Source organism: Saccharopolyspora antibiotica (genome assembly GCF_047200635.1).
Taxonomy (GTDB): Bacteria; Actinomycetota; Actinomycetes; order Mycobacteriales; family Pseudonocardiaceae; genus Saccharopolyspora_C.
The window spans coordinates 99,076-123,018 of record NZ_JBJZOI010000003.1 but is presented as its reverse complement, the minus strand read 5'-3'; the positions used below and the strand labels follow the sequence as shown (position 1 = coordinate 123,018).

Annotated in this window: 19 protein-coding genes and 1 tRNA gene; 9 read left to right on the top strand and 11 right to left on the bottom strand. The window is 66.0% G+C overall.

Annotated elements, in window-relative coordinates; genetic code table 11:
• The first annotated feature begins 22 nt into the window (after positions 1–22).
• Positions 23–108, top strand: a tRNA-Leu gene (locus ACL03H_RS02750).
• Here the strand turns inward: ACL03H_RS02750 and ACL03H_RS02745 are convergent.
• Positions 90–458 (bottom strand): hypothetical protein, encoded by a 369-nt coding sequence (locus tag ACL03H_RS02745; protein WP_412809437.1) that lies wholly within the window; start codon positions 456–458, stop codon positions 90–92. The genes ACL03H_RS02750 and ACL03H_RS02745 overlap by 19 nt on opposite strands.
• Before the next feature lie 617 nt (positions 459–1,075).
• Positions 1,076–1,321 (bottom strand): hypothetical protein, encoded by a 246-nt coding sequence (locus ACL03H_RS02740; RefSeq protein ID WP_412809436.1) that lies wholly within the window; start codon positions 1,319–1,321, stop codon positions 1,076–1,078.
• 263 nt (positions 1,322–1,584) lie between these two features.
• Between ACL03H_RS02740 and ACL03H_RS02735 the strand changes: the two genes are divergently transcribed.
• A complete protein-coding gene (locus ACL03H_RS02735; RefSeq protein ID WP_412809435.1) occupies positions 1,585–2,667 on the top strand; it encodes a hypothetical protein in 1,083 nt (360 codons plus the stop codon).
• A 550-nt stretch (positions 2,668–3,217) separates the two neighbouring features.
• Here the strand turns inward: ACL03H_RS02735 and ACL03H_RS02730 are convergent.
• Complete coding sequence (locus tag ACL03H_RS02730) at positions 3,218–3,412, bottom strand: hypothetical protein (protein WP_412809434.1); 195 nt, start codon at positions 3,410–3,412, stop codon at positions 3,218–3,220.
• A 197-nt stretch (positions 3,413–3,609) separates the two neighbouring features.
• Between ACL03H_RS02730 and ACL03H_RS02725 the strand changes: the two genes are divergently transcribed.
• The 4 genes from ACL03H_RS02725 to ACL03H_RS02710 all read left to right on the top strand — a co-directional run bounded on the left by ACL03H_RS02725 (position 3,610) and on the right by ACL03H_RS02710 (position 6,024).
• Positions 3,610–3,936 (top strand): hypothetical protein, encoded by a 327-nt coding sequence (locus ACL03H_RS02725; RefSeq protein ID WP_412809433.1) that lies wholly within the window; start codon positions 3,610–3,612, stop codon positions 3,934–3,936.
• Positions 3,936–5,078, top strand: coding sequence for a putative T7SS-secreted protein (locus ACL03H_RS02720; RefSeq protein WP_412809432.1), 1,143 nt, complete (start codon positions 3,936–3,938; stop codon positions 5,076–5,078). The genes ACL03H_RS02725 and ACL03H_RS02720 overlap by 1 nt, the downstream gene beginning before the upstream one ends.
• A complete protein-coding gene (locus ACL03H_RS02715; protein WP_412809431.1) occupies positions 5,075–5,380 on the top strand; it encodes a hypothetical protein in 306 nt (101 codons plus the stop codon). The genes ACL03H_RS02720 and ACL03H_RS02715 overlap by 4 nt, the downstream gene beginning before the upstream one ends.
• A gap of 245 nt (positions 5,381–5,625) precedes the next feature.
• Positions 5,626–6,024 (top strand): acetyltransferase, encoded by a 399-nt coding sequence (locus ACL03H_RS02710; protein WP_412809430.1) that lies wholly within the window; start codon positions 5,626–5,628, stop codon positions 6,022–6,024.
• Positions 6,025–6,098: 74 nt separating this feature from the next.
• Here the strand turns inward: ACL03H_RS02710 and ACL03H_RS02705 are convergent, their stop codons facing one another.
• Both ACL03H_RS02705 and ACL03H_RS02700 read right to left on the bottom strand, forming a co-directional pair.
• Positions 6,099–6,452 (bottom strand): WhiB family transcriptional regulator, encoded by a 354-nt coding sequence (locus ACL03H_RS02705; RefSeq protein WP_412809429.1) that lies wholly within the window; start codon positions 6,450–6,452, stop codon positions 6,099–6,101.
• 526 nt (positions 6,453–6,978) lie between these two features.
• Positions 6,979–8,754 (bottom strand): AIPR family protein, encoded by a 1,776-nt coding sequence (locus ACL03H_RS02700; protein ID WP_412809428.1) that lies wholly within the window; start codon positions 8,752–8,754, stop codon positions 6,979–6,981.
• 821 nt (positions 8,755–9,575) lie between these two features.
• On the opposite strand from ACL03H_RS02700, the gene ACL03H_RS02695 reads away from it, so the two are divergent.
• On the top strand, positions 9,576–9,854 hold the full coding sequence (locus ACL03H_RS02695; RefSeq protein WP_412809427.1) for a MazG-like family protein: 279 nt from the start codon (positions 9,576–9,578) through the stop codon (positions 9,852–9,854).
• On the opposite strand, the gene ACL03H_RS02690 is transcribed toward ACL03H_RS02695, so the two are convergent.
• Positions 9,848–10,126, bottom strand: a complete 279-nt coding sequence (locus ACL03H_RS02690; protein WP_412809426.1) for a hypothetical protein — start codon at positions 10,124–10,126, stop codon at positions 9,848–9,850. The two genes, ACL03H_RS02695 and ACL03H_RS02690, sit on opposite strands and share 7 nt — an antisense overlap.
• A 443-nt stretch (positions 10,127–10,569) precedes the next feature.
• Between ACL03H_RS02690 and ACL03H_RS02685 the strand changes: the two genes are divergently transcribed.
• Positions 10,570–10,842, top strand: a complete 273-nt coding sequence (locus ACL03H_RS02685; RefSeq protein ID WP_412809425.1) for a hypothetical protein — start codon at positions 10,570–10,572, stop codon at positions 10,840–10,842.
• On the opposite strand, the gene ACL03H_RS02680 is transcribed toward ACL03H_RS02685, so the two are convergent.
• Positions 10,820–11,293 carry a very short patch repair endonuclease gene (locus ACL03H_RS02680; protein ID WP_412809424.1) on the bottom strand — a complete coding sequence of 158 codons (474 nt, stop codon included), beginning with the start codon at positions 11,291–11,293 and terminating at the stop codon, positions 10,820–10,822. The genes ACL03H_RS02685 and ACL03H_RS02680 overlap by 23 nt on opposite strands.
• A 449-nt stretch (positions 11,294–11,742) precedes the next feature.
• On the opposite strand from ACL03H_RS02680, the gene ACL03H_RS02675 reads away from it, so the two are divergent.
• The gene (locus ACL03H_RS02675) at positions 11,743–13,893 is read left to right on the top strand and encodes a hypothetical protein (protein ID WP_412809423.1); all 2,151 of its coding nucleotides are present in this window, start codon (positions 11,743–11,745) and stop codon (positions 13,891–13,893) included.
• A gap of 2,011 nt (positions 13,894–15,904) precedes the next feature.
• On the opposite strand, the gene ACL03H_RS02670 is transcribed toward ACL03H_RS02675, so the two are convergent.
• The 4 genes from ACL03H_RS02670 to ACL03H_RS02655 all read right to left on the bottom strand — a co-directional run bounded on the left by ACL03H_RS02670 (position 15,905) and on the right by ACL03H_RS02655 (position 23,913).
• Positions 15,905–17,047, bottom strand: coding sequence for a TIGR02679 family protein (locus ACL03H_RS02670; protein WP_412809422.1), 1,143 nt, complete (start codon positions 17,045–17,047; stop codon positions 15,905–15,907).
• 64 nt (positions 17,048–17,111) lie between these two features.
• On the bottom strand, positions 17,112–21,203 hold the full coding sequence (locus tag ACL03H_RS02665; RefSeq protein WP_412809421.1) for a TIGR02680 family protein: 4,092 nt from the start codon (positions 21,201–21,203) through the stop codon (positions 17,112–17,114).
• Positions 21,200–22,384, bottom strand: coding sequence for a TIGR02678 family protein (locus ACL03H_RS02660; RefSeq protein ID WP_412809420.1), 1,185 nt, complete (start codon positions 22,382–22,384; stop codon positions 21,200–21,202). The genes ACL03H_RS02665 and ACL03H_RS02660 overlap by 4 nt, the downstream gene beginning before the upstream one ends.
• Entirely contained in the window at positions 22,381–23,913 is a 1,533-nt protein-coding gene (locus ACL03H_RS02655; RefSeq protein ID WP_412809419.1) for a TIGR02677 family protein, read from the bottom strand. Before ACL03H_RS02655 ends, ACL03H_RS02660 begins: the two co-directional genes overlap by 4 nt.
• Positions 23,914–23,943 lie beyond the last annotated feature (30 nt).

Sequence of the window (23,943 nt, the reverse complement as noted above, 5' to 3'; positions counted from 1 at the left end):
AAACAACAGGTGGCACTGAGGCGTCCGAGTGGCGGAATGGCAGACGCGCTAGCTTGAGGTGCTAGTGCCCTACTAATGGGCGTGGGGGTTCAAGTCCCCCCTCGGACACGCACACTATTCACCCGGCTTCGTGCCGGGTGAATTTTTATGTCTGCTGCGCGGTCTTCGTGCTGGTAGTGGACCTGGAGGTCCACGGCGGCGTACAGGCCCGCCAGGTGGTCCGGCTTCCCCTGGTGAAGCGCGGCGCCGACGTCGCCGAGCGAGTCGATCATTGCGTGGATCTCGGCGTCGGTGAGCGTGCTCGGCGTGGGCGCGTGCTCCAGTTCGGCTCTGAGCGCTGCTCGTTCGTTCTGGGCCGCATTGATCGCATCGACCATCGCGGCGGGATCAACTCCTGCCTCGATGGCGGCGGTGAACCTGCTCAGCCGTGATTCGGTGTCGGCGAGTTTCTGCTTCAACCGACCTTGTTCGCTCGGGACACCTCCGGACACACCTTGTGAGGCGACCAGGGCCGCCACGGTGCCCCCGACCGGGCGGCGGATCGGCCCGGAACGAGCGGTGTTCACCCATCACCGCCAGCGCCGCTTCCAGCGCGGGGAAGCGCACCGTCTCCGGCTCGGTTGCGGTGGCGGCGACGCACGCTTGGCAGACCTCACGAGTATCGGGCGGCAGCGGGCCGTCGAGGATGCGGGACACGCGCCCGGTCAACGGGTGTCCGCAGGTCGTGACGATCACCGTCCCACACGCACCCCTGCTGACCAGGTGCCACGTCGAGCACCAGTCCGAGGTGATCCACGCCAGTCCCAAGCCGGTGGCGTCGCCGAACTCAGTGGGATCGCCTGGCGCACTCATGATCTCGCCGCCGGTTCGACCTCGCGACGTACCTCCGCGATGGCCGCGCCGAGCTTCCGATGAAGATCCTCGGCTTGGGCAAGGTCGAAGATCGCGTTCTCCTCAGCCGGAACCCGCAGGCTGATCCCGCGCCGGATCCTTCCGAGATGAACGAGTCGGTCCCGGAACGCGATGTCCCTGCACTGGACGGTGACGATGCCGTGAACAGGCACGGGTACCGCTTTCAGGAAGGTCCTTCTGAAGGCAGCCGGTACGAGGCGAGCGGATAGCGGGCGGCGTAGATCCGCGTGCAGGCGTCGCAGTAAGAATCCCGCGGCGGGTGAGCCCGGCGAGCGCCCTGCGGAACGCTGATGGACACCCCGCGCAAGGCCTCCGCGATGCGCTCGGAACCCCATTCGTCCGGCTCGCTGGTGGTGGCGTGGATGACGTGCAGGCCGTCGGGCAGCACGAATCGCACGATCGTGGTCATGACCGCTGTCCCCGCTGCGCATTCTCACGGTCGTCAGGGAGCCACCACAGCAAGAACAGCGGCCCGAACACGAGCACCGCCGCCACCAGGCCAAACAAGATTCCAATGGTCATCCGTCCATCCCCAGGTACTCGACTTCGGACGTGATGCGGCGGCCAGGAAGCCGGGGGCGTTGGTAACTGCTGTTCATCTCCACCTACCTGCTGCAACTGGATAGGTGAACTCTCGCCCCGCCCCCGCCTTGGGAGAAACGACGAACGTGAATGCGATATACCTACGACGAATATCCGCACGTAACGCATGGTTTTCCTGCGTACCCCACATCCGAACAGCTCACCCGTTGGCGCAGCACCATCGAACGTCACGACCACACCGCAGCACCCGAAGACGCCGAGCGGGAGCCGGTGTGGGAGCGCGCTGCCGCAGGAGATACCGAAGGGCTCGACGCCAACACCGCGATCACTCATGCCGCGCCCGTCCTCAGCACGCGTTCCACCACCGCCCCGATGCCGGCGTCCGCGGTGGCCGCCGATGCCGTCACTGCCACATGCGCCGACCAGAGCGGACGCCTGCCAGTGCCCTGGCTCGCCCGCGCCGATCTCCGAAACCTCTCAACTGACGAAGCCGACTACCTGCACCGGCTCCAGCTGGCCATCGCCGTCCGCGTCACAGAACTCCGGGAGACCGCGGTGGCTGACCCACCGCGCTGGGCCGCAGGACTAGGGCCGCGACCAGACGAACCACCGGCCGTGCGCCGGTGGGAGCAACTGCTCGGCCAAGCCGCCGCTTTCCGCGAGACCTACGGCATCGACTCCACCGACCCCGCCAGCCCGCTCGGAGAACCACCGGACGGGCAGAACCTGCGCTCCCGCGGCTGGCGGCAGATCCTCGACCGCTGGACACCAAGCGAAGGCGATGCCGAGCCCAGCACCGCCGACACAACCGATCGGCTGCGCGCGGAGTTCGGTGAACCGCTGATGGCCACGCTCACCGAGCCCGACCGCCTCACCGAGCTCCGCACCGAAGCGCCGCTGTCCGACACCGTGCACCGCCACGAGCAGTTCGTGCGCACACTGCTCGACCAAGCCGCTCGGGATGCCCTGGCCACCCACGCCCCGACCACGCTCGGCGCCCCCGCCGAGGAGACGTTGCTGCGAACCCTCCGCGACGCCCTCCGGAAGGGCTGGCAACCACATCGACTGCTTCCCCAGCTCAACGACCTCGACGACGCCCGCGACCCGGCTGCCCTGCTCGCTTGGCGGTGCACCGCCACACCGACGGCCGAGAACCGCCCGCGCCCATCGCCGAACCCACCGGCGAACAGGTCGAGCAATGGCAGCAGCTGATCAACGCCGATCGCCTGGCCGCGCACCACGACCGATCCGAGTGGGCGCCGGTCTGGCGCCACGCCGCAGCCGGTTCGATGGCCGGCCTCGACGTCGACGACGCACTCACCACCGTCATCGGTGGCCTCCGGGAACGAGCCGAAATCAACCCGCGCGAAGTCGCCCAACAACTCGTCGACCACCTCACCGAGCAACGCGCTGCAGGACTCGGCCACCAACCAGCCCTGCCCTGGATGACCGCGCCCCCACCCGGAACGTGCACCGGCTCCGACGCCGACCACCTCCGCCAGCTCGACCGAGCAGTGCACGCCCGCGTCAACGAACTCCGAGAAGCCGCCATCAAAGACCCACCGCGCTGGGCAGCGAACCTGGGGCCAAGGCCCGAAAACCCCCAATCCGCCCGCCAATGGGACGAACTCGTTGGCCACGCGGCCGCCTTCCGCGAAAGCTACGGAGTCCGCTCCACCCACCCCGGCCTGCCGCTCGGCCCCCAACGCAGCGGCGACAGCCCGCGCGCTCAGTCCTGGCACACCTCAACCGCGGATGAAGATCACCGATGCAGCCCGAACACCACAACCGCACCCAACAACGCCTCAACAACCTCCGCGACAACCTCACCGAGGTCCACGACGATCGCCTCGACGAACGGATCGAGCACCGTGAACGTTTCCGCGACGACGAACAGTCCCGCCGCCAGGCCGAGGAAGAGCAGCACGCGCACCGTCACACCGGTGGCTTGGGCCATGGGCGGTAGGAACATCCTCGCGACCTCATTGACGAACACAAGCGGCAGAGGTCACGGCCACATCCGCGGGGTGCTCACGCCGTAGGAGGCAGGAGCACTTCCCATTGATCGCAGTCGTATCGATCGTTCCGCCCCACCGTTCGGGCACGGGTTCTCTACCATGCGCTAGGCGCTGCCAGAAGATCGGAGGGGAAGGCATGGGGGACGGCTTCCGGGTCGATTTGTCGGCCTTGACTGATGCGTACGAGGGAGTACACGCAACGATCGAATCGATGGGGAAACGGCAGGTCAGTGACATCGACGCGCCCGCTGACGCCTTCGGGCACGATCGCCTGGCCGACGCCGTGGCCGACTTCTGCGATCGGTGGAACGACGGGGTGAGCAACCTGGTCGAGGACGCGAAGGAGATCTCCGGGCGACTGGCGCAGTGCCTCCATGCCTACCGGCAGACCGACGAAGCCGCCCGCGCGCACCTCGAAGGCATCGTCCAATGCACCAACGGCGAAGACCCGGCGGCCGAGTGATGACCGAGTTGGGTTCGACGACCGATCCTCGGGCGCTCATCCCTGGCTATGCCGACGCCGTTACCTCCACCGCGGCGGCTATGCGCTCGTACGCGGAGTCCCTCCACGAAGCCGGGGCTGGTCTGAAGCGCATCGACACCACCGAGGGATGGGAAGGCGAGGCTGCCGATGGGTTCCGCTCGGCCTTCGACGGCGAGCCGACCAAGTGGCTCCAGGCCGGTGACGCGTTCCACCACGCGGCTGAAGCCCTGGAGCAGCACTCGACAACGCTCGCCTGGGCGCAGCAACAGGCCATCGAAGCGATCACACTGTGGAACCAGGGGAAAGCGGCTACCAACTACGCCCGCTCACAGCACGACCGCGCAGTCGAGCAAGCTCCACCTGGAACATCCCCTGGGCAGATCCCCTTCCACGACCCTGGTGAAGCGAAACGCCAGCAGGCTCGGAACGTCCTTGACCGTGCTCGTGACCAAGTCGCCACTTCCGGTGAGCGCGCCGCTGATGTCATCGGCCATGCCCGAGACGAGGCACCCGACCGCAGCTGGTTCGAACAAGCCGCAGGCGCGGTCGGCGACGCCGCGGCTGCAACGGTCAATGCTGCTGCCTCCCTCGGCAATGCGATGCTCCACCACCACGGCATGGTCGCGGGGCTCGCGGGTGGCGCGGCGCTGACCACGGTGAGTGCCGCGGGTGAAGTGGCCGGGGTCGCGCTCGACGCCACCGGGGCAGGCGCGGTGGCCGGAGTACCACTCGGCGGGGTCTCGACAGCAGGCATCGCGACCGGTGTGGGCATGATGGGCGTCGCCATGGCCGGACTGGGCAGCGAAGCAGCCGGAGATGACAGCACCGAGGTCGTCGACACCGACGACGAAGCGGTCGAGGAGACAACGCAGGACACCACCGAGCTGACCCGGTCGCAGCAGCGCGCCGTCGAATCCTACGAGGAGCTCATCCGCGAGCACGAGGAGAAACTTGAGGCATACAAGGAAGACCCCGATGCCTACGACAACAAGGGCTTCTTGAAGAATGCGCCGAACGAAGAGATCCGCCAGAAGATCATCGACAGCCGAGTCAACCACCTGCAAAAAGAAATACAGACCTTCCGCGACAACATCGACAAAGTGCACAGAGGTGAGCAGTGAGCGAGGACGACTCCACCGTCTCCCTGGAGACGTTGCGCCAAGTGTTCAACGAAGCCCTGGACAACCTGCAGGAACGAGCCGGGGACACCGTAGAACTCGACAAGGACTTCTTCTGGTCCATCCCCAAAGAAGCTCTCTACGACCCCTACACCACACCCGATCCGGAGCAGCTCACCCTCGGACAACTGTCGTCCTCGTGGGGCACACTCAACCGGATGCACGCCAACGGCGACTACATGAACAACTACACCCTGGTGTGGCTCGCCGAGATCCTTCAAGCCCTCGGACATCGGGCGCCGTGACCGCAGCACGTGTCGAGCCCGGGAGCACCTGGACCGAGACGAGCACCCGCCAAGATGCTCGTCGATGAGTTGGGCGACGCCAGCAGGGCCGTTGATCAACGAATCCCGGCGAGCTTTCTCCCGTCTGCCCGAGACCGGTGCGCGGCTGCTGGATGAGATCATGAGTCGTATCATCACGGAGGAGGCCCTTCGTGCCCGAGTTGGGCATCCGCCCGTCGATCGGGGCCGCTTAATACCGGGCGCTCGTGACCATCTGGCGCAGCTCCGTCGACGCCACACACGACTTCCTCACCGCCGCGGATCGCGACGAGATCGAGAGACACCTCGCGTCGGAACACTTCCCCGCCGTCGTCCTGTCAGTCGCGGATATCGATGGCAAACCAGTCGGATTCGCGGGCACGCTCGACGGCAGTCTGGAGATGCTCTTCGTCGACGCCGCACGCCGCGAAGGCGGTATCGGAACCGCGCTCCTCGACCACGCGATCACGGAGCACGACGTGACCAGGCTCGATGTCAACGAGCAGAACGCACTGGCTGCGGGCTTCTACGCCCACCGCGGATTCGAGGTCGTCGGACGGAGTGAGACCGACGAGGCGGGTCGTCCCTATCCTTTGCTTCATCTGCGGCTCGGCGCACCTTCCTGACGCAGGGCATCGTGCGGTTGAGTGCTGTCTACTCGCACTCGCATTCCGTTGGGTGCTCTCGACAGTCTGAACCGCTACGCCCGAACCTCTCCATCTTCGCCCAGCAAAGTACGCAAGGCATCAGCGTCGGCTGCTGAGATGGGCTCGGCGATGTAACCGGTTGCTCTCCAGCGTGCGAGGATGCGGGCTCGTTCTCCTGGGGTGGTGGCTCCGCGGATGCCGTGTTGTTCGTTGCCGGGGCGCATGAGTTCGTCGACGAGGCAGTCCGTGAGCACGGGACAGGTTCGGCAGATCGCTGTGGCGTGTTCGCGGCGGCGGTGGGCGTCGCTGCCGGATTCGCGAACGTCGTCCTCGCCGAACCACAGGCGGGGATCGGTTCCGGCGCAGGCTGCTTCGCGCTCCCAGGATCGGGCGTCGTAAATCTTCACGGAGTCCTCCCCAGGCGCGGTTGTGGGCCGTGGTCTCGGACGCGTTTGAGCGGTGTCGAGCAGTGGGCTTTCGTTCGCGGGCTGGAGTGCGGGAGCAGGTCATAGCGGCGCCAGCCGGAGTTGCTCTACCCGGCCTGCGCCGGCTCCAGACGCCAATGCTGAGACCGTGGCGTTCGTTTACCCTGTACGAACGCGTGCGGTAGCCCCGAATCGGAACCCGGAGGATGCGTTCCGGAAATCGAGCACCGTTTTTCGAACTAAACCCAGTTTTCGCGCACCCGAAGATCCTGCCCCAAATCCCAGGTAAGGCTCTCCGCACTTTCCGATGCACACTCTTGAACAGCCGAGTTATGCTGGCTCATGAAGAATGCGTGGCGAGCTTGGGCATCTCGCTCGCCACGCAGGCACACCTCAAAAACAAGTCATTTCAAAATAGCCAGAACCTCCAATTCGAGCTATATTTACCCTCGCCTACAACGAATTTAACAATTCGGGATGGTAAGTGCATTCTCTGCGCGATCCACCTCTACCTCAACGCTTTCACCTTTTGCAACAGAGATTCTTGGCTTTTCCTGCTCCGCACATCATCCTTCCGCAGGCTCCGCCCCTCGGAGAGAACCAGGTGAAACACCTCGCGCGTAAGCGATATTGCCGATGCAATCGCTTGCTCGATTTCTTCCGACAGCTTCTTGTCACTCACGCGAAACCGCAGGCCTCGCGGCTTTGTCAGCCTTTTGACTATATCCTCAGTTTCTCCGGACTCAAAAATGTCGAAGAGCTCAGGATTAACCAACACCGACACCATCATTGCAATATGATACTTCGCGGCCTTCAGTGTCGTTGAATCCGGAGTGCGACCAAAATACCTATCAATACGATAGATTATCCAGGCTGCATAGTAGTAAACCTCAACAGGGTACTCACCCCATACGTAAGTCCCCTCAGTTTCGAGCCCTTTTGGTGAGCCGATTGCTTGCGACGACTCGCCAAATAGTGCGGATGCAACCGCGCGATTCAGTTCAGGAGTCGTCACAACTCGGGTTCGCGGAAATTCGATGATCGTTCCGCGACTCTGCCTCTCATACCGAAGCCCTTCGGAACCAGATTGGGCGAAGTACTCCTCTACATCCTTAGCCACCTGCGAACTAGCTTGAATATCTGAAGCACCAATTGCGGTTTGGAGATTGGTGGCAATCGAAACGCTCGTTCGAACTCCTACATCATTCGAGCTTACGATCTTTACCGGCACCCACACTTGCGCCAGCAATTCAGGTGAACGATTAACATCTGGCGACTGAGCCCAGCGTACAAGCTGATGGCTTGTCTGGCCTCCGTTTACGATCTGATAACCAGAAATGAAGAACCGATCCCCGAGGCCACGGAGATCGGTTGCAATAATGGTCAATCCATTGTTCAAAAACGGAAAGTGTTCACGCTCCACCGATTGAAGGGTGCCCATGATCCTAGCGTTAACCGGATTCTGTGATCCGAGATCTAGCCTGACATTGTCGTCGAATATTCCGGCCCGAATCTCGCCTGATTCATCGGCAAGAAGTTTCAGCAGTTCGCTCGCAGGAACTAGTCCAATGTACGCTTCATTTACACTTTTCGTTGCAGGTATAGTCTGTCGCTTCTCGAAGTTGAACTGCACATTTTGGGGACCGTGCCGATCCTTCTGCTTAGCAGCAAGCTCCTCATGGCCATGGGTTCGAAGATTAAATCCTTCTGAGTAAACTCCAAAATCCCGTATCCGCCCCATCGCCTGCGTCACTTGAAGCTCAGCCTGCGCACTTCGACCATCATTCGCGCTAGTTGTCACATAGTACAGGTCGCAAGGAATTCGACTATCCTGAAACTTATCACTGCATTCCGCAATTTTATCGATCAGGTTCGCCAAATCAACCAACCGCGGAGGAAGCGGGGAACTTCCGGGCTTCATTGCGTACGTTGTAACAGACTCGACCCCATGCAGGAATTTAGCGATAAGCTTCGAGTCGTAAGATTCGCTCGTTTTCGCTTGAATGAATACGACCTTTGCCGTGTTCACTCCCTGTTCAGCAATAAGTTCGTCAATCTCTTGTGGCTCGGTCACCAGCTTTCCGTTGACCACCACTGCGGCGATATCAATGCCCTCATCGCTTCCGCCACCAAGCACAGCATGCTCAATCAGCTCCACGTTATCGCCAACGTACTGAAAAAGGTAATTGGCCGCGACATACCTTTCAAATTGCTCCGCTTCTGTTCCGTTGAACCCGAAGTCGCGCGAGAATTTTGCAACGCGCTTGCGCGTAAGGGTATGCATACGCCCTCTTCCATGATTTCACTCTGAACGGTTTTTTATTTGGGCAGAAAATCCGGAAATCGCACACCAGGGAGGGATTGAATGATGCTGACCGAGTGGGCCCTAACCGGCTCTAGGGGAAGTTCCCCACGGCCGTCGACCAACCATAGCAGCTCAACAACGAGACCTCACCGGTGACGTCATTCAGCTGATCAAGGCTGTTCCAAACTATCCAAGTAGTCAACTGTTTTCAATCTGGTATCCATGTCGCAGTTCAAGTTGGTCATGGTCCGCTTCCCGGCGGTTACTCAACTCCGAGGCACACCCGTTCAGCTCGTCGTACACGTAGCTATCGAGCTCAGCGACCTTCTCTTCCAGTCACCCACCTCAACAGCCGCCCGCACGCCATCTGAGGTCATGGTCGACACACTCATGGCCACCCGAAAGCCGGTCTTGTGTGACCCCGACGCGTCTGCACGCCTCACCTAGTCCCAACGACCTTAAACAAGGATGAGAGTCTCCGAGATCAATTCGGAGAGCATCACCCATTCGGACGTCAGCGCGGCCAACCTTCGAGCCGCGCCATCAAGCCCAGGAAGGTTCCGGACTGGCCCCTTCCTGGAACCCCTGCACACCGAAAGCTCAAGGTTGCTCAGACAACGACCTCGCCGCCATCTTCTCTCCAGCTGCTTCATCACCGCCGTGAAGACGCAGCTGCACCCGTGAGTCGGGAGATCCTCGTAAGGTTGGTCGACGTGACGCTCGAGGACTTCCAGCGACGCCTGCGGGACCTCGCTGACGAACGCGACTGGCAGCAGTTCCACACCCCCTAGAACCTCGCCATGGCCATGGCCGGCGAGGCGGGTGAGCTCGTCGAGTTCTTCCAATGGCTCACCCCCGAGCAGTCAGCCCACGTCACACGCGATCCTTCCTCCGGCGAGAACGTGCGCCACGAGCTGGCCGACGTCCTCGCCTACCTGCTCCGGTTGGCCGATGTGCCCGAAATCGACCTCATGGCCGCGCTCGATGAGAAGATGACCTTGAACGCGGCCAAGTACCCGGTGGAGCTGGCCAAGGGCACAGCGCTCAAGTACGACCAGCTCGGACAGGAGGATCAGTGAGGATCGCGCTCCAGCCGACAGCGCTCAACGATCGCGACGTCGCCCAGCACTACCGCGACACCATCGACAACAGGGTCTCCTTGTCCCAGCACGTCGACGTCGTCTCCACGCGGGTTCTCACCACCCTGGAATCCCAGTTCCCCCTGCACACGGCGCAGTTCTGGGGAGCGACACCCGGCCGCAACGACGTGAACGTCTCTAAGTGGCAGCGCCTCGAGCCCGGCGACGCCGTCTTCTTCTACGGCGAGAAACGCCTCTACCTCGCAGGCCACATCGCCCTCACCTTCCGCAACGCGTCCTTGGCCGACCGCCGCTGGGGACGGAACCAGGACGGGCTGACCTGGGAGCTCATTTTCGCCCTCACCAACTTCCGCGACATCTCCGTCCCCATCGAAGAAGTCCGCAGCGCACTCGGCTGGACGAGCGACAAGGCCTTCGTCCAGGGCTTCACCGTCTACGACGGCGACAAAGCCGACAGGCTCGCTGAACTGGTCAACCTCGACGCACTGACCACCCCGGCCGCGGAGAACGCCGAGACCACGGGGTCGCACACCGTCCCCGGCGGGCCGACCGACGGAACCCGAACCAGCAGCTGGCGCCGCGAACACACCGCCTTCAAAAACGCCTCGTCGAACTGTCCGACGGCAGCTGCGCGCTCTGCGGCAACCACCTACCGCCCGCGTTCCTCGTCGGAGCCCACATCAAGAAACGCGCCATGTGCAGCGAGGACGAGCGCAAGGACTTCGACAACGTCGGCATGCTCGCCTACGTCCTCGGCTGCGACAGCCTCTTCGAGCACGGATTCATCGCGATCGACCGCGGCGGCACCATCCTGACCAGCGCCGCCATCAACGCCACCCCGGACGTCGAGCAGTTCGTCAAGGACCGCCTCGACGGCCGCACCACCACCTGGTGGACCCCGCAGCGCGAAACCTACTTCGCCTGGCACCGCCAGCACACCTTCATCAAACCCCACGACGGCGCCTAGCGAGCACCTCACCGGCCCACGCCAACGAACCGACGTGGGGAAAGCCGGCCCAAGCGGGATCCGCCGTCCTTCGTCGTCGGCGGTCGCGGGCCAGTTCGGCGATTCGATCGGCCGCGACCTCCGGGTCCTCGTGCCCCCACACCCTGATCACCAGCCAGCCGGCGGAGGTCAGCTCGGCGTCGGTGTCCCGATCGCGCCGCATCACGCCCTCCAGCTTGCGCCGCCACCAGTCGCTTTTGGTCTTCGGCACCTGACCGTGCTGCGGGCACGAGTGCCAGAAGCAGCCGTCGACGAAAACCGCGATCCTCGCGCCGCGGAGCAGAACATCAACCCGCCGGCGCCGATTGGTGCCAGGCGGGGACGTGTCGACCAAGAACCGCATCCCGCGCCGGTGCAGCGCGCGGCGCAAGCAGAGCTCGGGCTGGGTGTCCCGACGACCGGTCGAGCGCATCACCTTGACCGTCGCCGGTGAACTCGCCCGCGGAGTTGGACCCGGATCGACGTACTCGTACCCCACCGATCTCGTCGCACCACCACACGACGCACCTCCGCGCCGCGTTGAACCACCTTGCTCCAGCAGAGGGCACCGCCAGTGCACGACTCGCCGACACCCCTTTGACGGCCGGTCGCTGCTCTCCACCCACAGCTCCGCAACGCGGATGCTCAGCTGCCGCGAAGATTCGCTTCAAGAGCTGCCCCAGATCGACGCCTCCGAGCCCTGCGGTAGGCTCGGTCCTGCGGGCGCGGTCCGCATGCTTAGGTAAGTCACCTCCCGGCAGAAGTGACACAGGTACCTCCGAGGGCTGTGCCCACCGCGCAGAAGTTCACCACTTCCTTGTAGTGCTGTGTGCCTTTTGTCCTTGTCGACCGGCCGGGCGGCGACTGACGGGGATGATTGCGATGCGCACGAGCGCCCTCACCAGCAAGCTGATCGAGCACCGAGCACGGCTGACCGGCGAGTCCAGCCATGCCCTTCGTCGCTGGGCCCAGGACCTCGATCACACCTTGACCACTGACGAGACGACAGCACTTCTCGAGGCTGTTCGGCACCCCTCTCCCACGCTCGACGAAACACCGAAGTCACCCCTGCTGCCGCGTGATCTGCGCCAGCGGGTGTTCCCGGACGCGCAGACTCAGGCGCAGCGCGAGCTGGAAACAGGTGTCCTGCACGCTCTAGCGCGGGTCGGCAATCACCTCGCGCACCACCCGCGCGCATGGACTTATCGTCTCGACCAGATGATCACGAGCATCCATCCGGAACCGGACTCGCTCCGCGTACAACTCGACCCGCGAGCGTTGGGCCCACTGCTGGCGGAGCTGCTGCCGCTGAACGAGGACGGATACCAACCAAATCCGGAAGTCTACGGGACCGCGGGCGCCCGAGCGCGGTGGGAGGAAACGCGGAAGTCAGGCCGCTTGGAGCTCTCACTCGCAGATCAGGACGCGGCTGCCCGAGTCGTCGTGACCGGCGTCCGGGCACGCGAGTGGAACGCGGCGAAGGAGTACCTCCACGCTGAGCGACCTGCAGTTCTCAATCTCAACAACCGGTTCCCGCACGCGCTCTCCCCGAGCGAAGCAGCACGGCTGCGGCCCGGACGTCTGCGGTTCTACCTCCCAGTTCGCCTAGCCAGCGCCTTGTTGCGCCGAGTCAAGCTCTTTGGCAATTCCTGGACGATCACCGTCAACGACAAGGGCCCTGACTCAGTCGATTTCGCCTGGGACGGTGGCCTGTCCGTCGAAGATGCGCTCAGGATCCTCTGCCATCCCGCGACCCAGGTCGCACACGACACCTTCGCGGCGGCGGCATCGCCCCTCGGCGACGGGCAAGGGATCATCAACGACCTCGACACACGCAACGACATGATGCGAGCAAGGAAGGGCGGGGGCGGCCAACTCGTTCTGAAGCGACGCCCGAAAGATCACCCGCATTGGTTGGGCTCGCATTCGGACGACATGGCCCAGGTCTGGCACCGTTGGGAGTCCGCATACCGAACACGCCCGCGCCGCTCGTCGCTGCGCTTCAACGACCTGATCACGTTGCGCTGCGACTACACCGGAGAGACCGAGGACAGCGCACATCGCTGCATCGAGCGACTCGACGGTGAGACCGACTCAACCGTGGTCAACGCCAGCCTCATCCCAGAAGCCCACTCGCTCTCGCAGCGAATCCTCGAGACCAGTCTGCTGTTGGCCATCCGCGATTGCACGGTGCTCGTCTCATCATCGCTGCGACGTGGCTTTCACCAGCCGTTCCTAGCGGTCAGTCCTCGCGAGAACCGGCTCGTCGCGGAGCTGAACCCGGCCGTCGCGGAACGATTCTTCCGCAGCGTGCTCGCCGACGTGAATCCGAGTTCGGGCGGGGGTGGGGTGCCCGGTTTGCGTCTGGCAGCTGGGCAGAACGGAGCCGTGGTTCTCTGCCTGCTGGGGGCTAGCGGCGAGCTCACCGATGCCCACGTCGAACTCAAGAACATCACCTTTCACGACGCGGAGCAGGTCTGGGCCGAGATCAACCGCACCACCGATCGCGACTACCGACGCGTCGACCCCGTCCTGGACCGATCTCCGGAACTTAGCGCGGGTGAGCGCGCGGATGTGGACGATCAGCGGCAACTCTGCGGTCCCGTAGGCCTGGGCAGCGCGATGCTCCGCAGGATCGGCCTGCTGACCCCCACCAAGGCTCTGGATGTGTGGTCGAGCCGAGGCAGCACCGAGATCCACGTGGAAACCGATGACGGGCCACCGATCGGCACCCTCGTCGAAGCACTTCGCCATCCGATCGCAGGGGTAACGGCGCACGCGGAGGTCCTGGACACGGCCGACGATCGACACGCCCAGATGCGTGACCTTCTCCCAACAGCTGACCGGTTCATCGGAGATCTCCGGAACACGCACCCCACACCCGCGCTGATTCTCCGAGCACTGCCTTCTTGGAACGAAGACCGCCAACAGCCGAGAGCGGACCTCATGACGACACGCGAAAGCCGGACACAACGCGTGGACTGGCCATCGTCACGCGCCGCTGCGGACCGCGACGGCGGTGATCGGCGATGAGAGCAACGCGGTCGCAGGTGGCCACGATCGCCGGATCAGTTGCTGCCGTGCTGGGCACTGCTGGAACCTCCTTGCCACCAGTCGCCCTGTCCCTGCTCATCGCGGGTATGCTGGCAGTCGCAGCACTGTGGGTGGTGTTCCCGCAGAACTCACGCGACCGCCTCGCATGGTGGTCCGATCGCCGTCGCCACCGCGAGCAAGTGCGGTCTCTGCGCCACGAAGAGAGGCCACGAACGAGCTCCGACTGATCCGAGCAGGACGACATCCGCACAGACCTAAGCGGGCGCTGTGCGGATTGGGCCCAGACATGGCGGAGCGTCACAACGGCGGTCTTCCCACGGAGCGCCCAGTGCTCCCCAGACGTCCGCAGCACGCCCGGATCAGTCCCGAAAAGGTCCTCCACGTCCAGTTCCAAAACCCAACGGGTGTCGTGATGCAGCCCAGGAGACAGGATCATGGGCAGCAGGCGTGTCCCGTCAAATGACTCCACGCGCAAGCCGCCACAGGGCCGGCCACGTGCTCGACGGGACACGCACCGCACGCCGTCCCAACGCACCAGAACAGGACGACATACCAGTTCACGGTGCAATTCCACCTGTCCCACCAAGGTGTCCCAGGGCCAACTGTGAGCGGACAAGCGAGACAGCGGACAACCCCTACCTCAACCGACGTCGGGAAGCAGAAGCCGTGTGGATAGTGCGCAACTCGCCCCTCGGACACGCACGGTAACCACACGCGGTGAGATCGTAGCTTCTACGACTCGCGCGTGTGGTTCGTATTTGAGGCAGAGTTGCAGGCTGTCGTAGAGCTGACTCAGGCTCTCCGGCTTGCCGTCCGCCAGGGCTGCCCCTACGTCACCAAGCGAATCGATCATGGCGTAGATCTCCCCGCCTTCCAGCGTCCATGCTTCGGGCATGCCGTCTAGATCTGCCCGCTCAGCCGGGATCGCACCTCCCCTTGGCGGTCCCGGCCCCGCCCGGAGTGCTGATCGAGCCAGTCGACGGCTGAGAGCAGATCCCCGGACAGCTCGGCCTTGGTCGTCTGCGGTTCCGTCCCGGCTATGCGCGGCGGCTCTGTCCCTGCGCCCGACTCCGCCAGTGCCCGGCGCGGACCGGTCGGACGTCCTTCGCCACGGTCTGCCGCCGAACCGGCCTCCGCAGTGGCTGGACACGGGGCCGGCTTGCTGAGCAGCGCCTCGACGCTGTCCCCCAAGATCCGTTCCAGCGGCCGTGCCGTAGCAGGCCGCACCGGCCCAAGCGGCTTCCCACGAGCCCACGCCCGGCGACGAGTCGTTGCAAGTGCCGCACCCCGAGCGTGCCCACCTCACCGTGCTCCCGCGCGAACGCCTCCGCGTACTCCGCGAACTCCTCCAACGGCTGCCGCCGCTCGCGTATCCGCTGTTCGAGCACCATCCGATAACTCCACACCGCAGACCCCTCCCCGAAGAGACCGCCCCGTGTCGTCCGTTCCAACTGTTGGCTTCTGTGCACTGAGAACGCGACGCACGCTACTGGGACGGTGTCGCTGCCAGCGCCAACCAAGCCGGAGTGCTCAACTTCCGGGGCGGCGCCAAGGACGCCGGCGGCCGCGTCGCCGACGCGCTCCTGCACCCGGACACCGGCTTTGGCCGCAAGATCCGCGGCTGCTGACGCGCAACTTCGCGACCGGACCGGCGGGAACGATCCCATTCCCTTCCCGCCGGCCGCCCGTCTCCTCCACCCGACCGACTCCCACCGAAGTCACCATGCATGAAAGGCCGCACCACCACAGCGCTTCCGATCTCGTTGACGAGATCGTCGACATGGCCGCCAACGACGACACACTCACCGACGAGCTCCGCCGCGGCGAAAACGCCTACGCCGTCTCGAGGATGTCGTTGGACCGCCGCAATGCACGATTCTTCACGATCCAACTCCGCGATCCGCCGCGCGTCCTCGCTCGTGCGCCCGGGAATCAACCCGAGCGAACAGCCTTCACGCCGATCGACGACGCAATCGAGGCCGGCATGGCCTCATCGTCGTCGCAAGTCGGCGACGAGGGTGTCCAGCACGAGTTCTTCCTCAACGGCCTTGCCGTTCGCGCGGAGCGCCGCTGTGAGGCCAGGATCCCAGCTTGCGGATACCGGGGCTCCGGTCAGGGTGTGGCCGCGGTCCGCGACCTCCAGGTAGGAGCTCGTGTCGAATCGCCACGGCCGGGCCTGGAAGCGGTCCACGACCGAACCCGCGATGCGCAGCCCACCCCAGTCGAAGTCCCCGTGATAGCGAAGCTCGGCGCCCGCTGCGCTCAGCAACCGCAACAGATGCGTCACGGCCGCGACCGGCTGGCCGTTGGTACAGATCAGCGGTAGGCACTCGTTGCCGAGACGGTCCGCGGCCGCCGCGACCACCACGGGGTTCTCGCAGATCGACACGAGCTCGTCGCTAAACACCGGAGGGGCCCGCACCAATTGCCGCAAGGTGAGCACCACTGGCTGCCCCACCTCGCGCCATGCCGCCAGCGCACGGCCGGTGGAGGTGCGGCCGTCGCCGGTCAGCCCCAAGGTCAGCACGGTGCTGGACACGTCATCGCGGAGCAGCCCGACCGCCGCCCAGACCTCGTAGCGCCATTCGGCGCCACTGCCCGCGGGCATCCCGGCGAGCGCGCGGGCTGAGCTGAACGCGAGCGTTGAGAGCGGGCCTTCGTCGAGGGCGTGTGCACTGCCGGTCACCCTCGCGGCGAAGTGCCCCATCGGCTCGCCTTCGGCGGGAAGGTTCCGGATGATCTCGGCGAGGTTCCGCAGCATCGGTCCCGCCGCGTGCGGGTCGCCGGTGAGCCTGCGCACCAGCCCGGTGTCCTGGATCATCGCGTACCAGTCCGCGAGCCGATCACCGATCACCGATTCGAGCGGGGCGAACGCTTCCTCCCACTCTCGCCGAACCCGTGCTTCCCGCACGGATTTGTCGGCCACCGGCCCGGTGATCTCTTCGACCGCGGCGGCCAGACCTTTCGGGCAGGCACCGGACCGCCGCAGAACCTCGTCCACGGCCGCCAGCGACACCGCCAGGGCACCACCCGCACGGGGCCGGCGACCCAGCAGCCGCTGCGCCGCCGCGCGCTGCGCCGTGGTGGCATCGGCGAGCGTGACCGTGCCGTGCAGCGGCCTGCCCCGTTCCATCCGGGTGCGAACCCTGCTGACCAGCCATGCCAGCTCCGGATCGCCGAGCAGCCTGCGCAGACGCTCACGATCCACCCGGCTGCCCCCACAGATCGAGCTCCGCCCCGGAATCTCGCTCGGTCGCACGGGTTCGCGCGGTGCCGTCCCAGTCCCAGTTCGTCACCAGAACCGCCGGGACTCCGTCAACTCTGGACAGTTGTGAGATCCGCAGGCCCGGCACTTCCGGATAGCAGCCCCACTCCCGTTCGCTGGTCATCACCACGTCCAGATCGAAGGCGGCCAGCAGACCGAGGTACTTCGCCCGTGCGTTGTCGTCGACGCCGGCGAAGGCCTCGTCGAGGGTCACCAGGCGCGGCGCGTGCGGATTGCCTGCCGAGGCGTAGTGCGACGAAGCCGCCGCGAACAGGGGCACGCTCGCCGCGAGCACTCGTTCACCACCCGAGGCCGGCCCGCTCGCCGAACGCCACTGGCCGTTCTGGTGCCGCTGGATGACGAACCTGTTCCAGGCACGGTAGTCCAGAGCCTCGGTCAGGTGTTCCAGCCAGGTCCCGGCGGTGTCACGGGCCCGGACATCGGCGATCCGCGCCTGCAGGAACCCGCCGACCGCGGCCCGGTCCTCCTCCGACCACGCGTCCGAGGTCTGGCGCAGCAGCCGCTGCCTGGCCTCGGCCACTCCGGGCGGACCATCCTCACGCGGCTGCCACAACAGCCGCAGCTGCATCCCGGTGCTGGTCGGTCTGGCCTGCAGCTCGTCGTTCATCAGGGCCACCTGCGCCTCGGCGTCCGAGATGAGTTCCTGCAGCGTGCTCGCCACCTCGTTGACCAGGTGGTTCTCCAGGGTCTCCCGTTCGCGCTCGTTGAGCAGCTGTTCCCGGTCGGCGACCTCGGTGTTGAGCGCTTCGGTCAATTCCGGCACGGTGGCGGGGCGGCCGTGGAACTCGATCTCCACCACCACGCCGTCCTCGCGCAGATCCGCCGAGGCTCGGTTGCCGTGCCGGGACAGGGTGTCGTGCAGCGTCTTGTGTTCGCTGTTGACCCGGTGCTGCGCGCGTTCCCAGCTGTTGTCGTCGTCGGCGACGCCGCTGAGTTCGTCGTTGACCTTGCGCGCCAGCCGGACGGTCGGGTCGGGCGCCCAGCTCTCCGACGGGTCCGGGAACGGAAGCTCCGGCAGGGCGACCGCGAGCAGGCCTGTTCCCGCGAACCGGCAGAACGACTCGGCCGCCACCGTGCGCTCCTGTGTCGCGTCCGCGAGCTCTCCTTCGAGCTCGGTTCGGCGCCCGCTGGCGGCGCCGCGCCGCTCGATCACCCGATCCCGCTCCCGGCGCGCCCCGTCCTGTTCCGCCTCGTTGCCGCGCGCTTGTCCCTCGACGTCGGCGAGCTGACGCTCCAGCTCGGCGACTGCGGCCCCGACCGTGCTAAGGAGGGTTCGGTGGTGCTCGTCGGCCGCCGCCGCGTCACGCTCGGCGGAGTCCGCGCGCTCGATGAGTTCATCCAGTGTGGACTCTGCTTGTGTCAGATCGTCCCTGATCTGCATCAGGTTCTGAGCGGCCCGGTGCAGGGCCTCAACGGCGGGCCAGAGACCGGCCACCGTGATCCGAAACTCCCCCACCGATTCATCCACTTTGGACAAACCGGTCCGATCGGCGGGGAGCGAAGCGTCGGCGGCGCCCTCGTTCAACGCGCTGCGGGCGTCGTCCTCGGCGTTGGTGGCGGTCACCACCTCCGCTTCGGCTCTCGCCTTCCGGGCGGTGAGCCGCTGGTGTTCCTGGTCGAGGCTGGCGACGTGGGCGTGTGCCTGCCGCAGCCGAGCGTCACCGGGCAGAGATTCGATCTCCGCGCTCAAGGTCGCGTTCCGCTCCCCCAGTCGCTGCCGCGAGCGCTCGACCTGGGCGAGCTCGGCCCGCATGGAGGCGAGTTCGTCGTGCAATTCAGCCAAACGCACGCGCCGCGCGGCCTCGCGGGCACCGCTTCCGATGTACACGGCGACCGGTTTCCGCCAGGTGCCTTCCAGGGCTCCGATCCGGAAGCGCCCGTCTTCAGCAACCCAGGTCGTCCCGCTCTCGCCGAGCCCGATCGAGGCGAGCACCTCGCGCACTGTCGCGTCACTGATCGTGCCGGCCTGCGGATCGGCTCGGTCGACAGCCGGCACGAGCACCGCGGACAGGTTCACCGAGACGGGATCGCCGGGTGTCAGCACGACATCGTCGGTGTCGGTCGCCAGGAGTTCGCCGCTCGGAGTCACCCAGGCGTCGAGGATACCGGCGGCTTCCAGCGCGGCCTCCAACCCGGCCCTGGCCGGGTCGCCGATGTCATCGACGAAGTCCACCAGCCGCCACAGCGGTGCTCCCGGGTGGTCTTGCCTGGCCAGCTCGCTGCGGGTGTGCGGAACGGGTGGTGCGCTGTCCTCACCGCGTTCCAGGCGTTGCCGTTCCTCAGTGAGTTCGGCGATGCGCTGCCGGACGGCGCGGTCCTGCGCGTCCAGTTCGGCCCCGGCCGCGGCGAGCTCTCCCGTGGCGGCATGGCCCGCGACGCTGACCGCCGCCGCGGCGGGGTTCGGACCGGCTAAGGTCTCCACCCACAACTCCAGTTCGGCAAAGGTCCCGGCAAGGTCGGCGATGCGCAGTTCCGTCGCGTTCTCCAGGTGCAACCGCACCGAGCCGACCAGTTCCGCGCAGACGGCCCGGAGATCATCATCGGCTTCGACACGCCGTCCCGCCAGGTCTTCGGCCTCGGCCTCCATTTCGGACACGCGCCGCCGGGCGTTCGTCAACGCCTGCACGGCGCTTTCGACGGCTTCCAAGAGGCCACTCACATGTCTGATGGCTCGTTGCTGGCGTTGCGCGAGCTGATTGGCGCCGCGGCGCAGTGCCGACTGGTCCGGATGCTGCTCGATACGGTCATCGATGGTCGCGGCGTACTCGGCGACGATCCCGGCCTTCTTCGCGGACGCGAGAGCGTCGCGCCGGATTCCGGTGACTTTGCCCCCGGCCTCCTCCTGCTGCCGTGCTGCGGTCTCGTGCCGCTCGCGCCGGGTGGCCAGAGTTCCCGCCGCCCGGTCGCGGTCGCGGATCACCCGGTCCTGCGCCTGCGCGAGCTCTCGCGTCTTCTCCCGGGCCTGCTCCAAGTCGCGGGCACTGCGCATCTCCGGGCTCCGGCGCAGCGCTTCGTCTCTGGCTTTGAGCCGCTCGCGCGCCGTGACGAGCCCGGACAACTTCGCGTCGATGTCGACGAGATCTCGCTCTGCCTGGGTGAATTCCTCCTGCGCCTGGGACAGATCACGGCTGATGCCCTCATATCTGCGCTGAGCCTGCCGGGGCAGTGCGGCCCGGCGCCGTGCCGCTATCCGCGCATACCGCCGGTAGTGCAGGAGGAAGGACTGCGCGGCGTCCCTAGCCTCCACCATCGCCGACAGCGCGGCACGGTCCTCCTCCAGGCTGCGAAAGGCCTCGGCGACGTCGGCGACCACGGCCTGGTCCACAGTGGGCAGCGCCTCGGTGAGTGCCTTCGACAGGGCCTGCTCGCTGGGCCGCTTGGACAGCTGCGGCTGGCGGAGCTGGATGAGCAGGTCGACGAGTGCGCTGTAACGCTGCTCGCCGAAGCCGAACAGGGTTTCGTCGACCGCGCGCCGGTAATCCCGCGCGCGGGCGTAGACCGCGCCCCGCTCGCCGATCGCCTCGTTCAGACGGTCCTGGGGCAACGCCACACCGGTCGCATCCACCAACTCCAGGCCGTCTCCGACTCGCTGACCGGTGATGAAATACCAGTGTCGCGCGATTCCCTTGCCCGACACGGCTTTCAGGCCACAGCCGATGGTGCGGAACACCGGCTCACCGTTGTCGTCGACGCGCCCGAACTCCAGCCAGGTGTAGCCGAGCCGCTCCGGATGCGGGTGTTCGCCGCCGAGCAGCAGGTTCCAGTCCATCCGCTTCTTCGGATCGGCGTCCGGTTCGATCCGGTGTGGCGAGAGGTCACCGTCGAGCAGGAACGGCAGGGTCAGTGCGAGGACCTTGGACTTGCCGGTCCCGTTGTTGCCACGCAACAGCAACCGGCCGTCGCGGAACCAGAACTCCTCCGAGTCGTAGTAGAAGACGTCGATCAGGCCCGCACGCAGCGGTTGCCATCGCGACAGCCCTGGTTCCGGGAGTTCTGAGGTCATTTCGGTTCCTGGATGGTCGGTGCGGCCAGTGCGTAGCGGGCGATGGCGGGCAGCGCGGTGACAGCTCCGTCCGCGCGGTGCACCAGTCGCAGCGCCGCCAGTCGTTCCAGCGTGACCTCGGTCAGTTCCACCTCAGCACCAGTGTCGGTGGCGTTCTTCCGCCAGTAGGTGCGGTGCTGTTCGGCCTGGCTCCGGAGGTAGTCGTGCAGTTCGGCCAGCGGAACGGCCCGGTCGGCGTGCTCAGCGAGGTATTCGGCGAGCAGCAGCGTCGCGTGTCCTTCGGTGCCGCTTTCCGGCATCCGCACATCGGTGAGGTCGTCGTAGGGGTCGACCATCGCGACGCCCTCGGCGCGAATCTCCGCGACCAGGCCGGTCAGCGCACTGATCCGGGCGACGATCGCGGCACGCTGACTGGTGAAGTACGCGCGCTCGGCTTCGTCGATATCGTCGAAATACAGAACCGGGTCGTCCAGCAACCGCCTGGTGAGCCGGTGCCGCAGCCGCCGATTCCGCAAGTCATCAGTCGTCGGCGGGAGTTCGTAGAGCAACACCGCCAGCCGGTCCTCGAAGCCGTCGGCATCCACGGTGGAGGGCCCGCGCGGTGCGGCGAGCAACTCGGACAGCACCCGGCGGTGCACATCGTAGAGCGCGTCGCCGGTGTCCCTGACGAATGCCTCTTCCTCGCCGGCGACCCGGACCAGCACACCGAGGTCGAGCAGCAACCGCACCACCGCCGCGAGGTCTGAGCGCTCTTCCCGGCCCGCGAGGGTGAACTCGACCCCTGCGGCGAGGAGCTCGGGATCGGCGGCGCCGAGCCTGACGTGTTCGGCGAGACGACCGAGGGTGATCTGCCGGTCGGCTCGTTCCAGCGCGGCCAGCGCCAGGCAAGCCAGCACGTAGCGCCGACGACCGAATGCCTGCCTGGTTCGCACCTCGCGCGCCGGGTGGGTCGCGTCGCCGACGTCGGCGGGTTGTTTGACCAGCCGGGCGACCTCACTGTCGACGTGCAGCCGCCATCCGGTGTTGCGGTCGAACCATTGCCGTAGTTCGGGGGCATAGCGGCGGACGTAGACGAAGGCGGGGTCGGTGGCGCGCAGCAACGGGCGGCGCAGCAGCGCACGGGCCGCGCGACGCTGCTCGTCAGCGCGGCTGGCCGAGAGAGCGTCGCCCAAGGCGCTCATGCGCTGCGCTCCACGGGCTTCTCGTCGGTGAGGTCAACGATCTCCACCAGGTGGTCGGGCCCGCGGAAGATCCCCTGCGGCGTGCGGATCTCGGCCTCCCGATCCGCACCGAGCCCGGTGAGCCGGATCAGCATGGTGCCATCGTTGGTCGTAGTCGTGACGCTGCGCTGTCCCGGGACTCGCGCGGACAGGGCGTCGCCGAGCAACTGCAGGAACAGTCGGAACGCCGCCGGGTCCAGTTCCCCGATATCGCCGAGCAGCGTCGGATAATCGGTGGCCAGGGCACTGCGGGCCGCCGCGGTTTCAGCGGCTTCCTGCTCAGCGTAGAGGGCCAGTTGCCGCCGCTGCGCTGAGCGGTCCACCACTCGGTTCGGTCGGCCGCGGCGCTCGTAACTGCCGGTCTTGCGCAGTCGCGGGCTGATCTCCAACGGCTGTGCCTGCGCCCAGGGCGTGTTCACCGCGACCCGCTGCGTGTCGTCGGCCTCGCCGACCAGATGCCGGGATGGCGAGAGGCCGAAGGTGGCTCGCCAGAGCCGGTGCATGTCGGCCTGCGCGGGTGCTTGGGCGAACCATCGCGCCAGGGTCCGGAAGTCTGCTGACCGGTCGGAATGGCCGGCGCGGCGTTCGTTGAGCGTCGCCACCACCTGCAGCAACTGCGGAATGGCCGCACGGGCGCGCTCGCGGAGCAGTTTCGCCTGGCTGGGGTGCTGTCGCTCGCTGATGAACCAACCCCGGAACCCGCGCCAGCGCTCCCGCCAGCGTCGCTGTCCGTGCTCGAACGCGACCTGTCGCGGATCGTCACCGTCTTCGCCCACTCCGGGCGCCGCGTCCGAGGCCTCCCGCTCGGCGACCAGGTCCAGCACGCAGTTGACGCCGACCCGCTCGATGTCCTGAACCAGCGCGGCGATCTCACCGCCGGTGGCGACAAGATCCTTGATGAAGCGCTCCAGGTAGTCGATCAACCGGTCCTTGTAGGCGCGGAAGGCCTCGGGGTCGGCGTCGTGCAGATCGATGGTGCGCTGCAACGAACTCATGAACGCCTGGGCGTTGTCGGCGAGATCGGTGAATCGGTCAACGAGGGAACGCGACGACAGGTGCAGTTTCGCCGGGTCGGGATCGTCCTGCCGCGCCAGTTCCAGCAGCGCGCGGAGCTGGGTCGCGATATCGGTGAGCGCCACGGCCTGCAGCGCTCCGCGCCTGCCCAGGGCGTCGTCGTAGCTGGCCAGTGCCTGCTCGGCGGCCTCGCCCTCGCGGGTCAGCTGGTAGAGGAACCGGGCACGGTGGAAGTCCTCGACCGTGGTGACCCGGCTGGTATCCGGGTCCGCGCGCAAATTCCCCCAATCCACCAACCGGGAGAGTGCGTCGACGATCGGCTGCAGTTCGCCGGGGAGGTTCTCGTGCACGTCCTCCGGCCGCAGGTGCACGATGAACCTGCGTTTGGCCTGGACGAACGCGCCCATGATCTGACGGTAGAGCTCCGCGTTGGGCGCTGTGACATGGGCGAAAGGAGTGAAATCGACCTCGCTCACACCGCAGCCTCCCGCCACACGCGCTTGCCG